Source organism: Corallococcus sp. Z5C101001, assembly GCF_007352635.1.
GTDB classification, from domain to species: Bacteria; Myxococcota; Myxococcia; order Myxococcales; family Myxococcaceae; genus Corallococcus; species Corallococcus silvisoli.
On sequence record NZ_VKLU01000013.1, the window covers coordinates 72474 to 93257 of the forward strand.

The 20784-nt window shown below is 71.4% G+C and carries 15 protein-coding genes; 8 read left to right on the forward strand and 7 right to left on the reverse strand.

Translation table 11 applies throughout. The features are described 5' to 3' along the window. Position 1: 1 nt before the first annotated feature. Positions 2–808: a TadE/TadG family type IV pilus assembly protein gene (locus tag FOF48_RS27330; protein WP_143906183.1), complete on the reverse strand. Its 807-nt coding sequence runs from the start codon at positions 806–808 to the stop codon at positions 2–4. 169 nt (positions 809–977) lie between these two features. Beyond that, positions 978–2411 carry a sigma 54-interacting transcriptional regulator gene (locus FOF48_RS27335; protein WP_186002092.1) on the reverse strand — a complete coding sequence of 478 codons (1434 nt, stop codon included), beginning with the start codon at positions 2409–2411 and terminating at the stop codon, positions 978–980. Between the two features lie 77 nt (positions 2412–2488). Between FOF48_RS27335 and FOF48_RS27340 the strand changes: the two genes are divergently transcribed. Together FOF48_RS27340 and FOF48_RS27345 are read left to right on the forward strand one after the other, a co-directional pair. Beyond that, positions 2489–3508, forward strand: a complete 1020-nt coding sequence (locus tag FOF48_RS27340; RefSeq protein ID WP_143906185.1) for a RimK family alpha-L-glutamate ligase — start codon at positions 2489–2491, stop codon at positions 3506–3508. A 189-nt stretch (positions 3509–3697) separates the two neighbouring features. Continuing rightward, the gene (locus FOF48_RS27345; RefSeq protein ID WP_143906186.1) at positions 3698–4369 is read left to right on the forward strand and encodes a DsbA family protein; all 672 of its coding nucleotides are present in this window, start codon (positions 3698–3700) and stop codon (positions 4367–4369) included. Between the two features lie 54 nt (positions 4370–4423). Here FOF48_RS27345 and FOF48_RS27350 read toward each other — a convergent pair whose 3' ends face one another. Next, entirely contained in the window at positions 4424–5401 is a 978-nt protein-coding gene (locus tag FOF48_RS27350) for a hypothetical protein (RefSeq protein ID WP_143906188.1), read from the reverse strand. 186 nt (positions 5402–5587) lie between these two features. On the opposite strand from FOF48_RS27350, the gene FOF48_RS36590 reads away from it, so the two are divergent. The 3 genes from FOF48_RS36590 to FOF48_RS27365 all read left to right on the forward strand — a co-directional run bounded on the left by FOF48_RS36590 (position 5588) and on the right by FOF48_RS27365 (position 9830). Further along, entirely contained in the window at positions 5588–6634 is a 1047-nt protein-coding gene (locus FOF48_RS36590; protein WP_186002093.1) for a hypothetical protein, read from the forward strand. 227 nt (positions 6635–6861) lie between these two features. Further along, positions 6862–7701: a carboxypeptidase regulatory-like domain-containing protein gene (locus tag FOF48_RS27360; RefSeq protein WP_143906190.1), complete on the forward strand. Its 840-nt coding sequence runs from the start codon at positions 6862–6864 to the stop codon at positions 7699–7701. 149 nt (positions 7702–7850) lie between these two features. Then, on the forward strand, positions 7851–9830 hold the full coding sequence (locus FOF48_RS27365) for a cell wall metabolism sensor histidine kinase WalK (RefSeq protein WP_143906192.1): 1980 nt from the start codon (positions 7851–7853) through the stop codon (positions 9828–9830). Here the strand turns inward: FOF48_RS27365 and FOF48_RS27370 are convergent, their stop codons facing one another. Further along, complete coding sequence (locus tag FOF48_RS27370; RefSeq protein WP_221938260.1) at positions 9831–10880, reverse strand: tolB protein precursor protein; 1050 nt, start codon at positions 10878–10880, stop codon at positions 9831–9833. It lies immediately after the preceding gene. 76 nt (positions 10881–10956) lie between these two features. Next, positions 10957–12579: an N-acetylmuramoyl-L-alanine amidase gene (locus tag FOF48_RS27375; protein WP_143906196.1), complete on the reverse strand. Its 1623-nt coding sequence runs from the start codon at positions 12577–12579 to the stop codon at positions 10957–10959. 433 nt (positions 12580–13012) lie between these two features. On the opposite strand from FOF48_RS27375, the gene FOF48_RS27380 reads away from it, so the two are divergent. Together FOF48_RS27380 and FOF48_RS27385 are read left to right on the forward strand one after the other, a co-directional pair. Further along, positions 13013–13750, forward strand: coding sequence for a metallophosphoesterase (locus tag FOF48_RS27380; protein WP_143906198.1), 738 nt, complete (start codon positions 13013–13015; stop codon positions 13748–13750). Positions 13751–13946: 196 nt separating this feature from the next. Beyond that, positions 13947–14528 carry a DUF2378 family protein gene (locus FOF48_RS27385; protein WP_143906199.1) on the forward strand — a complete coding sequence of 194 codons (582 nt, stop codon included), beginning with the start codon at positions 13947–13949 and terminating at the stop codon, positions 14526–14528. Positions 14529–14567: 39 nt separating this feature from the next. Here FOF48_RS27385 and FOF48_RS27390 read toward each other — a convergent pair whose 3' ends face one another. Together FOF48_RS27390 and FOF48_RS27395 are read right to left on the reverse strand one after the other, a co-directional pair. Beyond that, on the reverse strand, positions 14568–15575 hold the full coding sequence (locus FOF48_RS27390) for a hypothetical protein (RefSeq protein ID WP_143906202.1): 1008 nt from the start codon (positions 15573–15575) through the stop codon (positions 14568–14570). Between the two features lie 451 nt (positions 15576–16026). After that, positions 16027–17874, reverse strand: coding sequence for a potassium transporter Kup (locus FOF48_RS27395; RefSeq protein WP_143906609.1), 1848 nt, complete (start codon positions 17872–17874; stop codon positions 16027–16029). 333 nt (positions 17875–18207) lie between these two features. Here FOF48_RS27395 and FOF48_RS27400 point away from each other — a divergent pair, with 333 nt between their 5' ends. After that, positions 18208–20784 carry a GAF domain-containing protein gene (locus FOF48_RS27400; protein WP_143906204.1) on the forward strand — a complete coding sequence of 859 codons (2577 nt, stop codon included), beginning with the start codon at positions 18208–18210 and terminating at the stop codon, positions 20782–20784.

Consider the following 20784-nt stretch of genomic DNA (forward strand, 5'->3'; position numbering starts at 1 on the left):
GTCACCGGGGACAGTTCATGGTGGCGAAGAAACGCGCCTTCACGGGCGTCATCATCCGCATGGTGAACGTCGTGATGATGGGGAAGACGTACTGCCGGGAATTCACGCGGTCCGCCAGCTCCGCCGCCAGCTCGCCATCCAGCACGTGCGACGGCGACACCTCGCCCGCGTTCCAGTTGGCGTTGCGCTCGGCGACGAGCAGCGGGTTCGCGTCCGTGTAGGGACGCAGGCCGAAGTGCGCCAGGAACATGCGCGACATCACCCAGTTGGCGAACGGGATGCGCAGCGGGTACCAGAACACCAGCTGCACCTCCAACCGCCGCAGGTGCCCCGGACGGTCGAAGTCCTTGTCCTCCGGGCTGTCCACCCCGCCGCCCGCCAGGTCCCGCAGAATCCACACGATGCTGCGGTTGTGGATGCCGTCCAGGCCGGGCCCCGGCGCACCCGAGCCCGCGTAGCGGTTGTTCATCCGCGCCGCGAAGGCGTTCGCCAGCAGCCGCGGCCCATCCCCACCCGCGCCATGGCCCAGCGGACCGTTCAGCGACCCCGTCCCCTGCCCCATGAACGAGTGGAACGTCGGGATCAACGCCAGGATGGCCGCGTGGGTCATCCGCTCGCAGTCCCCGTGCGCCACACTGCCCGCGCGCGTCGCCCGGAAGGCCGCGTAGTGCGTCATCACCCGCGCCTGCATCATCAGGAAGAGCTGCAACGCGCCCAGGATGAGGAACACGACCAGGGGCAGCGACAGCGCCGCTTCCACCAGGGCCTGGCCGGACTCTCCTGCTTCACGGGGGGAACGTGCGCTCATGCGGGGAAGCATCCTGCGGGACGGGGGAGTCACGCAGTATCCGTCAAGTGACCGCCGACACACCGTGTCGGCGTCAGGGGGGTCTTGGATTGTCGCAGAGGATGGGCCCAGTGGAAACTTCCTGGGGCGTGACATTTCCTCTAAGGGAAAACCGTGTGACGCCGATGTTTCAGCGGGGTTTCAGGCCCTTGGCGTCGAGCTGGTACTTCTTCACCAGCCGTTCAATGGACTTGCGGTGGAGGCCGCTCTCCCGGGCGGCGCGGGACAGGTTGCCCTCACAGCGAGTGAGGACGCTGGTGACGTACTCGCGCTCGAAGTTCTCCAGGAGCTGCTCCTTGGCGTCCTTGAAGGCCAGGTGCTCGTTGAAGGGCAGGGGCCCCTCCCGGGCCTGGCCCCGGACGCGGGGGGGCAGGTGGGAGGGGAGGATCTCCTCGCCCTCGGAGAAGGTCAGCACGTGGGAGAGGACGTTCATCAGCTCGCGCACGTTGCCGGGCCACGCGTAGGCCATCAGCAGGCCCAGGGCCTCCGCGCAGAAGCGCTTGCGGCCGTGCTTCTCCACCACCTCCGGCTCCGCCAGGGCCTGCTTGAGGATGAGCGGGATGTCGTCGCGGCGCTGGCGCAGGGGCGGCAGCTGGATGTGGATGACGGACAGGCGGAAGTAGAGGTCCTCGCGGAAGTTGCCCGCGGCGATCTCCTTCACCAGGTCGCGGTGGGTGGCGGCGATGACGCGGCAGTCCACCTCGATGACGTCGTTGCCGCCCACCCGGCGCACCTCGCGGTTCTCCAGCACCCGCAACAGCTTGGGCTGGAGGTCCAGGCGCAGCTCGCCCAGCTCGTCCAGGAAGATGGTGCCCCCTTGCGCGCGCTCGAAGGCGCCGGGGCGGCTGGACGTCGCGCCGGTGAAGGCGCCCTTCTCGTGGCCGAACAGCTCGCTCTCGATGAGGTTCGGGGGGATGGCGCCGCAGTCCAGCACCACCATGGGGCCCTTGCGGCGGATGGACAGCTCATGGATGGCGCTGGAGACCAGCTCCTTCCCGGTGCCCGTCTCCCCCTGGATGATGACGGAGACATCCATGGGCGCGATGCGCTTGATGAGCCCGAACACCTGCCGCATCTTCACGCTCTGGCCCACCATGCCGCACAGCTCGCCCTCGCGGTCGGGCTCCACCGCCACCTCTTCGTCCAGGGGGGCGAAGGTGATGACGGAGGAGCCGGCGCGGATCTGCGAGCCCGGGGACAGGTAGGCCCGCTCGATGCGCCGGCCATCCAGGAAGGTGCCGTTGGTGGAGTTCAGGTCCACCAGCAGGTAGCCGCGTTCGGTGTGCTGGACCTCGAAGTGGTAGCGGCTCGCCGTGCGGTCCTCCACCAGCACCAGGTCGTTGCCCGGGTGGGCACCGCAGCGCAGCCGCTCCTTGTCGCTGGCCATGGAGCGCCCGGTGTCCGGCCCCGACGTCACCAGCAGCCGGCACTTGTGCAGCTTCACGGTGGCGCGCGGATCCACCACCAGCGTTTCGCCCAGCAGGGGGGACTGGGAGGACAGTTCGAGTCCGACGTCTCCTGGGTTGGTGTGGATGTCGTCGGGGTGCGGGTTCGGGGCGGTCATCAGTGAACGCGAGGATAGCAAAGGGTGCCCATGCGCCGTGCCTCCACGCCCGTGCGTGCTAGTGTCACGCGCCTCGCATGCCCCCCCGAAAAGCCCAGCCGAAGAAGGCGCCGGTCCCCCCTGGCGCACAGGCACCCGAGCGCGGTGACGCACCGCGACCGCGCAGGCCCCGCGCGAAGAAGACGGTGGCCATCCTGTCCCGCAAGCGCTCGCTCTACTCGACGCGCCGGCTGGTGGAGGCCATCAAGGCCCGGGGCCACCGGCCGCTCGTCTTCGACACGCTGCGCTGCTGCCTGCTGCTGGCGCAAGGCCGTCCCCGCATGACCTACCGCGGCGCGGAGGTGAAGGGCGTGGACGTGGTGATCCCCCGCATTGGCGCCTCCATCACCGCGTATGGCCTGGCGGTGGTGAACCACTTCGAGATGATGGACGTGCCGGTGCTCAACCCGCCCACCGCCATCGCGCGCAGCCGCGACAAGCTCCGCGCGCTCCAGTTCCTCGCCCGCGCGGGCCTGGACATGCCCCGCACGGTGATGGCGCACGACCGAGGCAACGTGCGCAAGCTGGTGCAGGAGGTGGGCGGCCTGCCCGTCATCATCAAGCTGATCAAGGGCACCCAGGGCGTGGGCGTGATGATCGCCCACACGCTGCCGGAGGTGCAGACCATCCTCGACACCTTCTGGGACCTGGGACAGGAGATCGTCCTCCAGGAGTTCGTCGCGGAGAGCGAGGGCCGCGACGTGCGCGCGCTGGTCGTGGGCGACACGGTGGTGGGCGCCATGCGCCGCAAGGCGAAGAAGGGCGAGTTCCGCTCCAACATCCACCGCGGCGGCGAGGGCCGCGCCATCATCCTGCCCCCCGCCTACGTGGAGGCCGCGGTGAAGGCGGCGCGCATCATCGGGCTGGAGGTCGCGGGCGTGGACATGCTGGAGGGCCGTGAGGGTCCGCGCCTGATGGAGATCAACTCCAGCCCCGGCTTCGAGGGCCTGGAGGGCGCCACCGGCCAGGACATCGCGGGCACCATCGTCGAACACGCGTTGGTGTACGCGGGGACCCGGGGCAACGCGTTGCAGGCGCGGGCAGGCCGCGCGTCCTGAGGGTTGTATGAAAGCAGGCACGCGAGCAGCGCCGGTGTGCCTGCCCGCCTGCTTCATGGCATGCGTGCGACGGTTCACGGTGCGCACGGCGCCTTGGATGCTCCTCAGGAATACGGGAATGCATCGCGGCGCGGATTGTCCGGGGGTGTTGGCAGCGACGGGGATGCGCCTCTAATCTGGCGACCCCCGATGAAAACGCTGCACAAGCCGCTGCAGATCACCGTCTACCAGGATGTGCTTTGCGCCTGGTGCTACCTCGCCGACCAGCGGTTGGATGTGCTTCGCCAGGAGTTCGGCGACGCGGTCCGCTGGAGCGTGCGTCCCTATCCCCTGCGTCTGCACGATGTGCTGCCCACGGAGCGCGAGGTGCGCGGGCTGGTGGAAGAGGTGAAGCGCGCGCAGCGCGAGACCGACCCCTCCGCCGCGCTGCTCTCCACGGACCTGTGGCTGGGGGGAGATCCGCCCCGCTCCAGCGTGCCGGCGCTGGCGGCGCTGGAGGCCGCGCGGTTGCAGGGGCCGCAGGCGCGGGCCTTCCTCGCGCGGGCCATGCAGCGCGCCGCGCTGGAGCAGGGCGTCAACGTGTCGCGTTCGGACGTGGTGTTCGAGCTGGCGTCGCGCGTGGGCCTGGCCATGAACCAGTTCTCCGCGGCCTTCCGGTCGGAAGAGACGCGCCGGCTCATCTACGACGAGCACCGGCTGGCCGGCAGCCGGGGCGTGCGAGGCGTCCCCACGCTGGTCATCGGTGGCCGCTGGATGCTGTGCGGCCTGCGTGAGCTGTCCGAGTACCGCGAGCACATCCTCGCGTGCCTGGGCAAGGTCGTGGCGCCCCGCTCCGGCTCCTCCGAACGGCTGGTGCACTGATCCACGCCGGCGCGCCTTCGCCCCTTTCGCGAAGGCGCCTCTCCCATCCGGTGCTCAGCCCGGATGCGGCCCCGAGGCCTCGTCCCGCGGCGAGCGCAGGGCCAGGAACAGCCCCGCGATGAGCAGCTGGGTCAGGGCCATGGCGGGAACGAGCCCCACGCAGCACAGGCAGAAGCCCGCGAGCAGGAGGAGGTTGATGAGGAGGATCATGCCCAGGATGGGGAGGCGCTCGCCCCGGACGTAATCCCAGCAGCGACGCAGCACCTTCCAGGGGGACGGCGGCGCCTCTTCGTACGCGAGCTCCGGCTGGAGGAAGTACAGCGGCAGGGCGACGTAGATGAGCGGGACCAGCAGCGCCATCACGGCCAGGGCCAGCAGCCCCAGCAGGGGCGAGACGGAGCGCCAGACCTCCGCCATCGGCGTGGTCGTGGTGACACCTGACAGCGCGAGGAAGCCAATGCCGGCCAGGACCACCAGGAGCGTCATCGGAACCAGCACCAGGATGGTGACGAGCAGCATTGTCAGCGTGTAGGGCAGCACCTTGTGCATCTGGCTGAAGAGGCGCTCCAGGTCCGCGCGCCGGCCGTTCAGCACGTCGAAGCACATCCGCATGAGCCCCAGCTGCACCAGGCCCTGCACCGCCCACTGCGCCACGAAGGCCACTCCGCCCAGCACCATCGCGACGCTCTCGCTTCCCACCGCGGAACCGATGCCCGTGCCCACCTGGACCATCAGTTGCGCGCCGCCGGACACGCCGATGGAGATCAACGCCCCCAGCGACAGCATGCCCCACTCGCGCTTGAACAACGGCCAGCACACCGCGAACAACCCACCGATGCTCCAGGTCTCCCGGGTCAGCGGGAAGGCGGCGCTGAAGCGCTCGCGGCACGCGGGGCAGCGCGGCGAGGTTCCGCCCTGGCTGCACACGTCACACATGAAGTTGCCGCACCGCGCGCAGGTGCCCGAGGCTCCCTGCTCCGGGTGCAGCGCGCAGGACGCCCCCATCCCGCGGTCGAAATCCGCATCCGACATCCGTTCTCCTCCCCAGGGACGGCCCCCGGAGGCCGCGCGCCGTGCGTCATATCAGGTGGGCCCCTCCCCTCCTCCCAGGGCGGGCGGCCCGCCGGGATGAATTAAGCGGGCGCCGGTCCGTCGGACGGCACAGAGGTTGCGGAGCGGGACGCTTTGGGGGTCCACTTCCGCGACAGGAGACTCCTCATGAACCGTTTGCTCGCCCTGGTCGTCCCCCTCGCCCTGCTCATGGGGACCGGCTGCGTCGTCGAGGCCCACTCCCACCGCCCGGTCCGGCGCGTGGCCTACGTCGCGCCCGTGGCGCAGTACCGGTTCGCTGGCGCCCACCCCGTCCCCGACGACTACGGCGGCGGCTGGTGCCCGGAGGACTACAACCACGTCCACGACTACCAGCCGCCCCAGGCGTCCTACGTGTACACGGACGACGTCTACTATTACCGGGGCCCGACGGTCGTCTGGTACTGGGACTACCACCCCATCCCCAGCGGCGGGTACTGCAACTTCCACGGGCGCCACCAGCACGACTTCTACCCGCAGGGCTCGTGGGGCGCGGGCTACTCCTACGACCGCGGCAGCCGGGGCTACCGCTGGAGCAACACCCACGCGGCCTCCGCCGGGTATGGCCGCAACAACGCCACCCCCTCGCGGCCCGCTCCCGCTCCCGCCCCGGCCCCCAGCAACGTGGGCCGCCGTCCGCCCCCGGGCGGCACCGGCACCGGGGCCCGGCCTCCCAGCAGCTCCGGTGGCTGGGGCCGCAGCAACGCCGCCCCCGCCGCGAGCAGCTCGCGTGACGACGACAACAACAACAGCCAGGGTGGCGGGTGGAACACCCCGGCCAGCAAGAGCCGCGACGACGACAACGACAACAACTCCCGTGGCAACAGCGGCGGCTGGGGCAACAGCGGGAGCAGCAGCAGCAGCAGCGGCAACAGCGGGAGCAGCGGCAACAGCGGGAGCAGCAGCAGCGGAAGCAGCGGCGGCGGTTGGAGCAGCCCCAGCGGCAGCAGCAATAGCGGGAGCAGCGGCCGGAGCAGCAGTGGCAGCAGCGGTGGAAGCAGCAGCGGCGGCGGTTGGAGCAGCCCTGGCAGCAGCGGCGGCGGAAGCAGCGGCGGCCGGAGCAGTGGCAGCAGCGGTGGAAGCAGCGGCGGTGGAAGCAGCAGCGGCAGCAGCGGTGGCGGCTGGAACACGGGCAAGGGCTCCAGCTCCTCCGGCAAGGGAGGGACGCGCTGGTAGGCGCTCCGCCTCTCCCCTGCCGCTCCTCGCGTGAGACTCCCCGGCACCGGGCGCGGCCTTCCGTCCTCCACGGAAGGCAGGCTCCCGGTGCCGACGTGTTTTCAACACCGGGAGCCCCCGGTGTCTGGTGGGTCCGGCCCCGTGGCCCACCGAGGCGTCGTGAAGGGGACGAACGGCGCCCCGGGACGGATTGCGATCCCCCGGTGCCGTGAAGAGGTTGCAGCGCGATGAAACACTACATTCGGGCGGCGGGTGGTGCCGTGCTGGGCCTGTGGGTGATGGCCTGTGGCGACGGCGGCTTCACACCGGACCCCGGCGTGCGGACCGAGGACGCCGAGGCGGTGGATCTGGAGAACCTTCGCATCCTCGTGAGCGGTGAGGCTCACGTGTTCCCGGAGGCCACGGCCACGGGCATCCCGCTCGGCGGGATGGCGCTCACCGCGGAGGAGCCCCTGCGCGTGGCCGTCAACGACTCGGCCGCCACGTTCGGCACCGGGCAGGTGTCCGACGACGGCACCTTCCGCATCACCGACGTGCCCGTGCGCGACGTGCACCAGGGGCTCGGGGTGGGACTCGCGCATGAGGGCTTCGTGCGCAGCACCACGATTGTCTACGACACGGCCTTCACCGGCACCCGCCCGCGCACGGACATCATCGACGCGCGCGTCTGGGCCCTGCCCGTGGCCTTCGTCGACCAGCTGGGCGCCGCCGTGGGTGCGCAGCGCCTCCTGAGCCACACCGGGGACCCCGCCGCCACACTGGCCACCGCGGGCTTCGTGCTCGGGCGCGTGGTGGACGCGAACGGCCAGCCCGTGAGCGGGGTGCGCGTGGCGCTCGACCGGAGCGACCTGACGGACCGCGTCTACTACCTGTCCCAGGACCTCGCGTCCGTGAACACGACAGGCACCGCGGCCCAGGGGCTGTTCCTCTTCGTGCACTCCGGCTTCGGCGTGTCGTCCTTCCAGCTGTCCGTGGAGGGAATGGACGCCTACGTCCCGCGCAACGTCGACGCGGGCCCGGGCATGAGCGTCGTGCTCACCGTGTATCCAGGCCGATACGCGCCCTGACGGCGCTCGATACGGCGGACGGCCCTGCCTAGGGCGGACACGCGCCCAACCCTGGCGTCGCATTGCCGGAGAACCCCTCAAGACGTGATGTTGTGGCAGGATGCAGGGCTGGCGTTCCGGGGGGGACGCGGACGATGAGCGGCCGATCCATGCCACCAAGCACGGCGTTGGCCCGTGCCCTTGCGCGCAGCTCCGCGGCGGCCTCCTGTCTGGTCGGCCTGCTGGTGCTGGTGGGCTGGGCGTTGGATGTCATGGTGCTCAAGTCCATGGGCGCCGCGCTCCCCGCCATGCGCCCCAGCGCCGCGCTGGGCCTGCTGCTCGGGGGCGCCGCGCTGGGCCTGCGCCTGCCGGCCGCCACCAGCGTCCACCGCCACCGGCTGGGCACCCTCCTGGCGCTGAGCACCGCCCTGCTGGGCGCGGCGAGCCTCGTGGACGGCGTCATCACCGGGGGCAACGGCGGCCTGGACGCGATGTTCCTGCACCTGCTGGGGGAGGACGGCTTCGCGCCTCCTGGCATCCGACCGTCGCCGCTGACGGCGCTGTGCCTGATGCTCCTGGGCCCGGCGCTGGCGCTGGTGGACCGGGGCCACACCCAGCGGCTGTCCTGGTCGGACGCGCTGGTGGCGCTCACGCTGATGGCGGCGCTGCTGGGCCTCAACGGCTTCCTGCTGGGTCCGCTGGTGACGCCCGCCGCCGTGCCGTTCTTCCAGGAGCGCAGCATGGGGCTGCACACCACCTGCGTGTTGATGCTCCTGGGCGTGGGCACGCTGTGCGCCCGGCCGCACCTGGGGCTGATGGCGCGGATCACCCGCGACACGCTGGGGGGCTTCGTGGCGCGGCGGCTGGTGCCGGTGACGCTGCTGGGGCCGCCGGTGCTGGGGCTGACGCTGGTGGTGATGCACCTGACGGGCGGGCTCAGCCACGACGCGAAGTTCCCCCTCTTCGCCACCGTGGTGGCCGCCGGTGGCGCCACGCTGGTGCTGCTGGCGGCGCGGGCGCTGGACGTGATCGACACCGAGCGCATGCGGGCCACCTCCGCGCTGGCGGCCTCCGAGGAGCGCTTCCGCACCTTCCTGGACACCGCGCCGGATCCCATGGTCGTGGTGGACGCCACCGGCCGCGTGCGCTTCGCCAACGCGGAGGCCGAGCGCGTCTTCGGCTACCGGCGGGAAGCGCTGCTGGGGCGCGACGTCGCGCTGCTGGTCCCCACGGGGCTCCGCGCCCCGGCCCCCACGGGGGACACCCCCGGGACCGGCACCGGCGGGCGGATGGTGTCCGGCCAGCGGCAGGACGGCACCTGCGTGCCGCTGGAGGTTCGGCTGAGCCCGCTGGAGGGCGAGGACGACGCCACGCGCATCGCCATCCTGCGCGACGTCACCGAGCGCCGCGACCTGGAGAAGCTGCGCGAGGAGTACGTGGGGCTCATCTCCCACGACCTGCGCAACCCGCTGAACACCATCAACCTGCGCGCCCACCTGCTCCAGCGCGCGCTGCACGAGCGCAAGCTGGAGCGCGAGGGCCACATGGCCCAGGCCATCATCCACAACGTGGAGTGGATGAGCACGATGATCGAAGAGCTGCTGGAGGGCTCGCGGCTGGAGTCCGGCCGGGTGAACCTGCGCCGCGAGCCGCGCGACCTGGGCCGCTTCCTGGAGGAGGTGCTGGAGCGCGACGTGCCCCCCGACGCACGCGAGCGCTTCCGGCTGCACCTGGCGGATCCGCTGCCCCCCGTCCCCATGGACGCGGCGCGGCTGGAGCGCGTGGTCACCAACCTGCTGACGAACGCCCTCAAGTACAGCCCCCAGGGGTCGCCCGTGGACGTGCGCCTGTCCGCCGTGCACGACCAGGCCGTGGTGTCGGTGAGCAACCAGGGCGCGGGGCTGTCCCCCCGGGACGCGGCGCGCCTGTTCGACAAGTACTACCGCACGGAGGACGGCCGCTCCGCGGACGGCAAGGGCCTGGGCCTGGGGCTCTACATCAGCCGGCTCATCGTGGAGGCCCACGGCGGCCACATCTGGGTGGAGAGCGAACCCGACCGGGGCGCCACCTTCTTCTTCAGCGTGCCGCTGGAGATCCCCTCCGCCCGGCCAGAGTCCGACTCCGAGCCCCTGCGCCAGCGCGCGAGCTGATCACCGCGGGACGAACCAGCGGGGCAGCCAGTCCGCGCCCTTCGCCGTGGTGAGCCGCGTCTGGCCCGTGCCGTCCGGGCGCATCAGGTACAGGTCCGTGTCGCCCTCGCGCTCGGAGACGAACACCAGCGCCTTGCCGTCCGGGCTCCACGCCGGCATGTCGTCGCGGTGCGCGCCGTCCGTCAGCGCCACCGGCGTGCCCCCCGCGACGTCCGCCACCCAGATGCGGCTCTTCCCATCCGGGTGCCGCGCCACGTACGCCACGCGCTGGCTGTCCGGACTGAAGGCCGGCTCGCGCTCGTCGCCCGCGAAGCCTTCGCCAGACAGGACGCGCAGGTCGGAGCCATCCGGCCGCACCAGGTACACACGCTCCCTGCGCTCGCGGTTGCTCACGAACAGGAGCCACTTGCCGTCCGGGCTCCACTGCGGCGTCCGGTCCTCCAGGTAGAAGGTGGTGATGCGGCGCGGCTCGCCCGTGCCGTCCGCGCGGTAGACGTAGACCTCCGGGTCTCCTTCGCCGCTGCACACGCACGCCACCTCGCGGCCGTCCGGAGACACGGCGGGCTCGAAGCAGCCCTCCTTCACGTGCGTCAGCCGCGTGTCCACCGCGTCCGCCGTGGGCCGCACGCGCACCACGTCGCTGAAGCCCTGCGCGTCCGACTCGGCCACCAGCCACGTGCCGTCCGGGCCCCAGCTCGCGTTGCGCGCGCGCGTCCGGGGCGGATGCAGCGCCACCGCGGGGCCGCCATCCAGCGGCTGCACGCGCAGCTGCTGGAAGACGCGCCCGTTCGCCTCCCCCGACGCCACCACCAGCAGCGACCGTCCCTCGGGAGAAGGGGGGCCCGGGTATTCGTCCTCCGGCGCGGAGGTGATCCGCGCCTCCTGCCCGTCCGGCGTCACCCGCCAGACGTCCTTCTGTCCCGCCCGTTCCGAGAGGAAGACGATGGCGCCCGGCAGGGCCCGCCGCTCCGCTTCCGTCAGGGCACCGGGCGCGGCTGGGGCCGAGCCAGCACCGCCGCAGCGGCCCTGGCACCCCAGCGCGCCCAACACCCCGAGCACGGCCCACCACCGCCGTGCCCGGAGGGACCCGGAACGCGACGTCCGTTCAAGGCCCCGTGGCGTCACGTCAGCGCACCCGGACCGCGTCCGCGATGACCACCGAGCCCGGCGCCTGCCAGCGGCTCAGCTGCACCTTGTTCCAGCCGGCGGTGAAGCTGTACGTGCCCAGCTGCACCCACTTGCCGCCGTTGGCCTGCTGGTTCACGGTCGCCGTGCCCAGGTTGGTGCCACCGGCGTTGAAGGAGATGAACGCCGCGGCCGAGGACCGGTTCGTGCCCGCCACCCACCACGCGTCCACCGTGCGCGTCTGCGCCGAGCTCAGGTAGAACCAGAACGTCGCCGGCTCGGAGACCGTGTCCGTGGACGCGAAGTAGTAGCCGCTGCCGTAGTAGCCCGCGCTCGTGCCCGCGGTCCACGTGCCCGTCAGCTCGAAGCGCGCCTTGGCCGCGTCGTTGTTGGCGCTGTTGCTGTCGATGATGATTTCACCGGACGGCGTCGCGGTGCCGCAGTAGCTGTTGATCTTGCTGAGGTACGACGACCACGGCCAGTTGGGACCCGGGTCCGTGCGCGTCGCGGGCTGAAGCTTGCCGTGCGCCACGATGTGGTAGCTGTCCTTGAGGATGGCGTTGTCGCGCGCGATGTCGCACGACAGCTTCGCGGACGCGTCGATCTGCCCGGCCGGGAAGGACGTCTGGCTGGCGTAGCCGCCGTGCTCGATGCCGATGGTGAAGTGGTTGGACTGGGTGCCGTTGAGCCAGCACTCCTTGTTGCTGTTGAGCGTGCAGTCGTAGTTCGCGCCAATGTGGTAGGCGCGGTTCGCCTCGCGCACCAGCTGCGAGATCTCGCTGCCGCTCTCGTTCACCACGTAGTGCGCGCTCACGCCCGCGGCGGTGTTGGTGAGCCAGCTCCAGCAAGAGGAATAGCTGCCCTCGCAGGTGTGGATGATGATCATCGACGGGTCGCCCGCCGCGCCCGTGGTGCGCGTACCGTAGTTGGTCGTGGGCGCCGGCCGCCAGATGGACGCGGCGTAGTCAGGGCCCGCGGCCAGCGCGCGCACCGGGGGACGCGCGAACTTCGCCTCCACCTGCACGGGCTCCAGCGACACCGCCACCGAGCCGTCCTGGTTGAGCGCCACCGCGCCCTGGTTGAGGACCGCGTACACGCCCCGGTGCACGTGCTCCGCCTGCGCGTCCGGGTCGCTGATGCCGCTCAGCCGCGCCACCACCGGCGCCCACGCCGCCAGGTCCCCACGCTCCACGTTCGCCTCGGTGGCCAGCTGGGACAGCCGGGCCGCGCCCGCGCGCAGGTTGGACAGCGCGTCCGTGCGCGCCGCCTCCGCCGTCACGCCAGCCAACGCCGCGCCCGCCTCCAGGTCCTCGCCACGCAGGGCCATCAGGCCGGACGCGGGCTGCTGGCCCGGAAACTCCTCCGTGCCCCGCACCATCTGCCAGCGCGTCTCCGTGTAGGAGACCGCCTTGAGCAGCTCCGCCGGGACGTTGAACTCCAGAGCGGCCTGCGCGAACAGCGGATCCAACTCACGCGGCAGCGCGCTGCCCGCCGTCTCCGCCCCGGGCTGCGACGGCGTCTCGGTGGGGGCGGGCGTCTCCTGGGGCTGCTGCGCCTGGGGACCGCACGCGGACAACACCAGGGCGGCGGCAGCCGCCGCGAAGGGATTGCGGAAGGATGACATGAGGGGGACTCCAAAAGTCGGGGGAGGGACTTCACGTCCGCCTCCGCGTTCCCACGAAGGCGTCTGGAGCCCTCCCTTCAGCACCCCGCGTGCCAGCCCCCGTCAGCCCCCCGCCCGCCCCCCGTTCGCCTCCAGGACCGGTGCATCCATGCTCCACCTGCTCAGGCCCCGAAATGCCCCCCTGGAACCCAAACACCTGAAATCATGTAATTACCTACATCCCAGAAGCCACTGTCCCGGGCCTTGAGAACACGTGGTGCACGCATGCTCCACTGACGTGTTGGAGGACATCCGAAACGTAACAACTTGATACATATCTTCCTGTATCTATTGATATTTTCAGCCTTGCCGGACCTCCTGAGAAGGCGGCCCAAGGGGCGGGGATGAGGGAAGGGCCGACACGGGGCGGGCCATCCGCTATGACGCCAGCATCATGCGGCTCTTCGGTATCGGCGACACGCACCTGCCCTCCACGCGGCAGAAGGACATGCACCGCTTCGGCTGGACGGACCACCCGCTCCCGCTGCAACGCGCGTGGGATGAGCGGGTGCGTCCGGAGGACGCGGTCATCGTCGCGGGCGACATCTCCTGGGCCACGCGGCCCCACGAGGTGATGGACGACCTGGCGTGGCTGGACGCGCGGCCGGGGCGCAAGGTGCTGGTGCGCGGCAACCACGACTACTGGTGGGGCGACTCCGCGTCCAAGCTGCGCAAGCTGCTGGAGCCGTTCCGCACGCTGGAGGGCTTCCTCCACAACAACGCGGTGGTGCTGGGGCCGTGGGTCATCGCGGGGACGCGGCTGTGGACCGCGCCAGAGGCCCCGCCCATGCCCGGCGGAGAGATGGGCGACGAGCCGTCCGACGCGGGCTACGTGGAGCGCGAGACGCGCAGGCTGGCCACGTCGATTGAGGACGCGCGGAAGAAGGAGCAGGCGCACCCCACGCCGCTCACGCGCATCGTCGCCGTGCACTTCCCCCCCGTGTACGCCAACGAGCGGCCCACCGCCTTCAGCGCCCCCATTGAAGCGTTCGCGCCCAAGGTCTGCGTCTACGGCCACCTGCACTCGAGCGGCATCCCGGCGGGCTTCACCGGCGACCGCGGCGGCGTGCGCTACGTGCTCGCGTCGTGCGACGCGGCCGGCTTCGCCCCGGTGCTGCTCGACGAGCGCTGACCGGCCCGGGGGCCATCCGCCACCAGAGAACCTGGGACCCGCGCGACCCACCACGTTGGCCCGCGCCCCCGACATGGGGCGTCGTGCCTGGGTGGCCAGTGGGCTGTGACGCCGGGTGAAGGCGCTTTGTCGACAGGCGGGAGTGTCCCGTTAAGCTGGACCCGGCTTCCATCCTGGGAAGCGAGGAGTGGAAGTCATGCCATCGGACAAGGCCGAACTCGCCGCGCGGATCGCCAGCCTCCAACCGGGGGACTCCATCCGCGGCCTCATCTTCAAGTCCGTCTTCGGCCTGGTGCAGCAGCACGCGGGCGCCATCGGGATGGAGAAGCTGCGCACGGGGGAGCTGGACCACGACTACGCGGAGCTGCGCTCGTACCCGGCGCGGGAGTTCCTCACGCTGATGTTCAACGCGGCGGATCTCCTGGAGGGGACGTTCGGTTCCGCGGAAGGGGTGTTCCACGCGTGCGGAGAGGTGAGCATCACGCGCTACTCCACCGGGCCGGGGATGCTGGTGTTCGGCATCATCTCCCGGGGGGACCCCCAGAAGCTCTTCGCGGGCGCGCAGATGGCGTACAGCGCGGCGGTGTCCTACGGCAACCGCGAGTACCTCACGACGGGGCCGAAGTCGGGCACCCTGCGGATGCGCCGGGACATGATGCCGCCCGCGTACCACGTGGGCATCCTCACCGGCTCACTCAAGGTCTTGGGCTTGACGGGCAAGGCCACCGCGAAGGCGCAGGGCATCGACCGCGTGGACTACGACATCCAGTGGAGCTGACGTGGGACGCGGGGCCGCGCGTCGCCCGAGCCGCCTGAATCAGTCGACCCGCGTGTAGGTCACATCCAGCTGCGCGACGACGCGCTCGCCCACCGCCGCCCAGCAGGCGAAGGTGTGGTCGGCGCCGCGGACGCGGGTGCGGTGCGCGCCGAAGACCACCTTCTGGCCCGCGTAGGCCAGGCTGTCCGCGGACAGCTTCACGTCCTTGGCCACGAAGCGGGCGCCGGGGCTCATCTCCAGCGAGCGGCCCAGCGTGGTCGCCATCCGCGTCATGCCGCCAGCGACGACGGCCACCGGCATCACCGGGTGCATGGCGAAGTGGCCCTTGCACAGCTCCGGGGTGACCACCAGCGAGGCGCTCAGGATGTCGCCCTCGTTGCGCCAGTCCTGCAGGTCCAGCGGCTTGCTGTACGGGTTCTGGCGCAGCTTGGCCCACTCCTCCGGGGTGCGCTGCACGGTGTCCGAGGGACGCGGCTCGCGGCGCATCTCCTGGCGGGCCTCGCCGAACAGGCGGGTGAACGCCGCCGCGGACAGCACGTTGTAGTCCACCTCCAGGCGGAACAGCGGCGTGCCGTCCGACGAGGACAGCAGCGTGCGCGCCGTGCAGGTGCGCTTGCCCGTGTACTCCGCCTGCGCCAGCGCCCAGAGCATGTCCGTGCCGCGCTCCTGCGCCGACGGCTGCAGCCACTGACCGCGCGCCGCGCTCGCCAGGTAGAAGTGCTGGCCGTCCTTGGGCGCCACCAGCGCCGCGCCGCACGACCCCAGGATGGCCAGGTGACGGCCCGCCTCGCCCAGGCCGATGGGCATCGCCTCCGCCTCCGACACCATCTGCACCGGAACGCGCGCCACCACCTCGCCCGGCAGCACCGTCACGTCCTTCAGCGCGAAGTACGGATCACGCACGCAGATGCGCGGGTACAGCTCCTGGGCGCTCAGCACCGTGTACGGCGCCGCCTCCGACAGAGGCATCAGCGGCTGCGTCACCCACGGCATGGCGGACTTCTGCACCGGCGACGACTGGGGGGCGGGGGCGATGGCCTGGAGCATGGAAGAGCTGACCTCGTTTCAGACGCCGGGTGTCGGGGGACACCTGGAAGCAGGGTAACCAAGTTCTTTTACGACAGGACAGGATTTTTCTCTGCCCCGCGAAAAGATTCTCGATTGATCGGCGGAAGTGTTGCTGCCCTGCCGTATTTTTTTATCCGAACAGGAATTAGGGGTGTGCGGCGCCGCAAGATGAAGCAGGCAGGCGCGGACGTAAAGGGCCGAGTCACACCCAGGGTTGCCCCCACGTGGTCTCATCAGACCCACCCCTCCCCACCCCTACATCAATGATTCCAAGGGGTTGTGCCTCTAATTTGGCCCAAGACCCGGAAAACACGCCGGGTGTGACCCAACAAGATTTTCTTCTCGTGGGGTGAAGTCCTGATGCGTCGTGGCGGGTGGGGCGGAAAGCGGCGGCGCGGAGGCCCCAGGAGGGCCTCCGGCGCGGGGGGAGCTACAGCTCCACCTGGCTGCCCAGCTCCACGACGCGGTTGGGCGGGATGCGGAAGTAGGCGGTGGCGCTGCGGGCGTTGCGGCTCATCCAGGAGAAGAGGGCCTCGCGCCACATGGCCATGCTGGGCTTCTTCGTGGGGATGAGCGTTTCGCGGCCCAGGAAGAAGCTGGTGCCCATGAGCTGGAACTGGAGGCCCTTCTCCCGGCAGCGCTTGAGGATGTCCGGGATGCTGGGGTTCTCCATGAAGCCGTAGCGGGCGACGACGCGCACGAAGCCCTGCTCCAGGGGCTCCACCTCCACGCGCTCCACGCCCGGGACGTGGGGAATCTCCTCCGGGATGATGGTGAGCAGCACCACCTGCTCGTGCAGCACCTTGTTGTGCTTGAGGTTGTGCAAGAGCGCGGGCGGCGTGCCGTCCGGGTTGCCCGTCATGAAGATGGCGGTGCCGGGCACGCGCACGGGCGGGTGGTCCCCGAAGCTGCCCAGCAGGTCCTTGAGGCTGATGCTCGCCGCGCGCAGCTTGGCCGCGAGGATGTCCCGGCCGCGCTTCCAGGTGGTCATCAGCGTGAAGATGCAGACGGCGAGCAGCAGCGGGAACCAGCCGCCGTCCGAGATCTTCACCGCGTTGGCGCCGAAGAAGGACACGTCCACCACCAGGAACAGCCCCGCGACGGGCAGGGCCACGGCGCGGCTGACGCCCCAGCGCTCGCGGGCCACGACGTAGGCGAGCACCGTGGTGATGGCCATGGTCGTCGTCACCGCGATGCCGTACGCCGCCGCCAGCCGGCTGGAGGAGCCGAAGCCCAGCACCAGCGCCACCACGCCCACCAGCAGCGCGCCGTTGAGGCCGGGCAGGTAGATCTGCCCCATCTCCTCCGCGGACGTGTGCACCACCTCCATGCGCGGGCTGTAGCCCAGCTGCATCGCCTGGCGGGTGATGGAGAAGGAGCCGGAGATGAGCGCCTGGGAGGCGATGACGGCGGCGCCCGTGGACAGGGCCACCAGCGGATAGAGGGCCCAGTCCGGGGCCAGCAGGTAGAAGGGGTTGCGGGCCGCCTCCGCGTGGCGCAAGAGCAGCGCCCCCTGCCCCAGGTAGTTGAGGACGAGCGACGGCAGCACCAGGGCGAACCACGCGCGCTTGATGGGCCCCGCGCCGAAGTGGCCCATGTCCGCGTAGAGCGCCTCGCCGCCCGTCACCACCAGGAACACCGCGCCCAGCACCAGGAAGCCGTGCAGGCCATTGTCGATGAAGAAGTGCACGGCGTGCAGGGGCGACAGCGACCAGAGCACCGCGGGGTTGTGCAGCAGCTCCTTCACGCCCAGCACCGCCAGCACCAGGAACCACACGCACATGAACGGGCCGAACACCGCGCCGATGCCGCCCGTGCCCTTCCGCTGCACCAGGAACAGCAGCCCCAGGATGATGAGGGAGATGGGGATGACGTAGGGCTCGAAGACGGGCGTGGCCACGCTCAGGCCCTCCACCGCGCTCAGCACGGAGATGGCGGGCGTGATGAGGCCGTCGCCGTAGAGCAGCGCCGCGCCGAAGATGCCCAGGGTGATGAGCACGGGCCGGGCGCGGTGCGCCTGCCCTCGGGGGCGGTGCATGGCCAGCGCCATCAACGCGAGGATGCCACCCTCCCCCCGGTTGTCCGCGCGCATCACGAACAGCAGGTACTTCACCGACACCACGATGATGAGCGACCAGAAGATGAGCGACAGCACGCCCATCACGTTCGCGGGCGTCGGCGAGATGCCGTGCGGCCCGGTGAAGCACTCGCGCAGCGCGTACAGCGGGCTGGTACCAATGTCTCCGTAGACGATGCCCAGCGCGCCCAGCGCCAGCATCAGGATGCGTTTGGGAGAATCCGGCCCCTCCGAGGAGGCGGCGGATGAATCCGAGGGTGCGTTCACGGCCCCCGCTTTAGCCGAACCCTGGCCCGCCGCAACCGGCGCCGTGCCACTCCTTTGTTTTCCAACCGGTCAAGGGTGTTCGCATGTGCGCGCCTCGGCGCCTTGCCCCTGGGGGTCCCAGGCCGGGGAACGAGGAGCGTGCCCACGACCAACGCTTCCGGGGTTTGGGTGTCCTGCATCCGAGAAAGCAGGGATGACGGGACCTGGGACGCACTGCATGTCGGGCGGAGGCGTGTTCCCATGGGGGGCGCAACGGGGGGACGCCGTATGACGATGGTGGCATCCAGGTTGGGGGAAGCGCGGCGTTTCGGGGCGCAGCTTCCGGAAATCGAGGAGCGGTTGGCGCTGCTGGCGGAGGCGTCCCGGGTGCTGGCGGACGCCTCCCTGGAGCCGCCCGCGGTGATGGAGCGGCTGTGCGGCCTGGTGGTGCCGCTGCTGGGGTCCGCGTGCGCGCTGCGGCTCTTGTCGGAGGACGGGCTGTGGCTGCGCACGGTGGCGTCGGCGGCGTCGGTGCCGGAGGCGCGGGGGCGCCTGCAGGCGCTGCTGTCCCAGCGGATGCGCGCGGACGAGGGCGTGGCGGCGGAGGTGCTGGACACGGGCATGGCGCAGGGGGTGGAGGCGGTGCTGGTGCTGCCCCTGCGCGCGCGGGGACGTCCGCTGGGGACGCTGACGGTGTGGCGGGACGCGCCGGAGCCGCTGCCGTTCGATTCGGGGGAGCAGCTCCTGTTGCAGGAGCTGGCGGACCGGGCGGCGCTGGCGCTGGACGTGGCGCGGGCGTACGCGGCGGAGCGGCAGGCGCGGCAGGCGGCGGAGGTGGCGGCGGGGAGGCTCGCGCGGTTGCAGCAGGTCACCTCGGAGCTGTCGGAGGCGCTCACCGCCGCGCGCGTGGCGGAGGTGGTGCTGGAGCAGGGGCTGGCGGTGGCGGACGCGACGGCCGGGGGGCTGTGGGGCCTGGAGCCGGACGCGACCCACGCCGTGCTCCTGCGCTGCGCGGGGTGCTCGCCGAACGCGGCGGAGCGGCTGAAGCGGCTGCCGCTGCACGGGGACTCGCCGGTGGCGCGGGCGCTGCGGGAGTCGCGGCCGGTGTGGCTGGAGTCGGAGGACGCGCTGGCAGGGCCGGAGCGGCAGTCGCCCTCGTCGGCGTGCCTGCCGCTGGTGGCGGACGGGCGCGCGCTGGGGGTGCTGGTGTTCACCTTCAGCCTGGCGCACGCGTTCGACGACGACGAGCGGGCCTTCCTCCAGCTGGTGGCGCACCACGCGGCGCAGGCGCTGGCGCGGGCGCGGCTGCTGGAGCGCGAGCAGCGGGCGCGCGCGGCGCTGCGCGAGGCGCACGGGACGCTGGAGGCCATCATCCAGGCGAGCCCCGCGGCCATCATGCTGCTGGACCCCGACGGCACGGTGCGGATGTGGAACCCGGCCGCGGAGCGGATGCTGGGGTGGACGACGGAGGAGGTGCTGGGGAAGGTGTTGCCCGCGGTGCCGCCGGAGCACTTCGAGGCGTTCCGGCACAGCCTGGAGCGCGCCACCCGGGGCACGGTGCTGGACGGCGCCCCCATGGCGGCGCGGCGGCGCGACGGCGGCGCGGTGCAGGTCGCGGTGTGGACGGGCCGCGTGCACCCGGCGAGCGGCCCCCCGCAGTGTCTGAGCGTGATGGTGGACATCACCGAGCGCCAGCGCGGCGAGGCGGCGCAGCGCTTCCTGGCGGAGGCCGGCGGCGTGCTGGCGGGGAGCCTGGAGGAGGAGGAGACGCTGGAGCGCGTGGCCCACCTGGCGGTGCCGGCGTACGCGGAGTCCTGCGGCGTGTTCCTGGAGGACGAGGCCGGCGGCGTGCGCTGCGTGGCCACGGCGGGAGGCAGCGTGGATGGCGAGGTGCCGCCGCCGGGGCTCGCGGTGGTGGCGCGGGTCATCCAGTCCGGGAGGCCGGAGTCGCGCTCGGGGCTGTCGGAGGCGGATCCGTCGTGCGCGCGCGCGGGCGGGACGTGCGCGTACCTGTGCGTGCCCCTGCGGGTGCGCGGACACACGCTGGGGGCGCTGACGTTCGTCACGTCGAAGCGGGCGTACGACGTGCAAGACCTGGCGCTGGCGCAGGAGCTGGCGCGGCGGGCGGCGCTGGCCCTGGACAACGCCAGCCTCTACCGGGACGCGCGGCAGGCCATCCGCCTGCGCGAGGAGTTCCTCTCCATCGCGAGCCATGAGCTGAAGACCCCCATCAGCGCGCTCCAGCTCCAGGTGCAGAGCCTGCTGGCGGGGGTGACTCGCTCCGGCGCGAGCTTCGACCCGGAGCGGCTCAAGCGCGGGCTGGAGCGGGTGGACCGGCAGGTGAAGCGGCAGACGCTGCTGGTGAACGACCTGCTGGACGTGTCGCGGCTGAGCGCGGGGAAGCTGGAGCTGGTGCTGGAGCCCCTGGAGCTGGGCGCGCTGGTGCGCGAGGTGGCTGAACGCTTCGAGCCGGAGTACGTGCGCGCGGGCACGCCGCTGGAGCTGGCCCTGGGGCCGGAGGTGCGCGGCCAGTGGGACCGGCTGCGGTTGGACCAGGTGCTCACCAACCTGATGTCCAACGCGCTGAAGTACGGGCGGGGCAACCCGGTGCACGTGTCGCTGGCCGTGGAGGACGGCCGGGCGCGGGTGCGGGTGCGGGACGGCGGCATCGGCATCGCGAAGGAGCACCTGCCGCGCCTGTTCCACCGCTTCGAGCGCGCGGTGTCCGAGCGCAACTACGGCGGCTTCGGGCTGGGGCTGTGGATCGCCCGCCAGATCGTCGAGGCCATGGGCGGCCGCATCGAGGTGGACAGCGTCCTGGGCGAAGGGTCCACGTTCCGCCTGGAGCTGCCCCACGGGGCCTGA